Origin of the sequence: Mesorhizobium sp. M7A.F.Ca.CA.004.12.1.1, from assembly GCF_003997835.1 — a bacterium.
Taxonomy (GTDB): Bacteria; Pseudomonadota; Alphaproteobacteria; order Rhizobiales; family Rhizobiaceae; genus Mesorhizobium.
The window spans coordinates 1-927 of record NZ_RZRK01001322.1 but is presented as its reverse complement, the minus strand read 5'-3'; the positions used below and the strand labels follow the sequence as shown (position 1 = coordinate 927).

1 protein-coding gene is annotated in these 927 nt (G+C 63.2%); it reads right to left on the bottom strand.

What is annotated here, in order from left to right; genetic code table 11:
• Positions 1-123 precede the first annotated feature (123 nt).
• The coding region (locus tag EN984_RS36120; RefSeq protein WP_164765992.1) for a glucuronate isomerase at positions 124-927 on the bottom strand (804 nt) is incomplete at its 5' end.

Genomic DNA, 927 nt, shown 5'->3' with positions numbered 1-927 from the left:
GCGCAGAACCGTCTGGGCGCTTGCCGTTCCGGCCATCAGTGCGGCGGCGAGTAGCGCAACTCCCGTCAGTCTTGAAAAATGCAACATGGTTTCCTCCCTTTGCATTGCGGGCGAGTTGCCCCTTCAGAGCCGATACGCCTTTTTCGCCAGCGTATAGGTCAGTTCCCGCGCCAGCTCATGCGCCTCGTCCTCGCGCAGCCGATGCTCGGCGACGAGACGCGCCAGGAACGCGCAGTCGACTCGCCGCGCCACATCGTGACGCGCCGGGATCGATGGAAAGGCACGGGTGTCGTCGTTGAAACCGACGGTGTTGTAGAAGCCGGCCGTCTCGGTGGTCATCTCGCGGAAGCGCCGCATGCCTTCCGGGCTGTCGTGGAACCACCATGCCGGCCCGAGCTTCAGCGCCGGGTAGACACCGGCCAGCGGCGCCAGCTCGCGCGCATAACTGGTCTCGTCGAGCGTGAACAGGATGACGGTGAGGTCGCGCTCCAGCCCGACGCAGTCGAGCAGCGGCTTCAGCGCCGTCACATAATCGGTCCTGGTCGGGATATCGAAACCCTTGTCGCGGCCGAATTTCTGGAAGATCGCGGGCGAATGATTGCGCCAGGAGCCGGGATGGATCTGCAGGACCAGTCCATCGTCGAGGCTCATCTTGGCCATCTCGGTCAGCATCTGGGCGCGGAACAGTTTTCGCTCGCGCTCATCGTCGGAACCACGGCGAATCCGATTGAACAGCTCTTGCGCCGCCGCATCCGAAAGATTGGCGGTCTCGGCCGTCGGATGGCCATGATCCGACGAAGTCGCGCCGAAGCTTTTGAAGAAGGCACGCCGCTGGCGATGCGCATCGAGATAGCCGGCCCAATTGCCGGTGTCGCAGCCGGTGATCTCACCGAGCCGGTCGAGATTGGTTGAAAACCCTTCGAAATC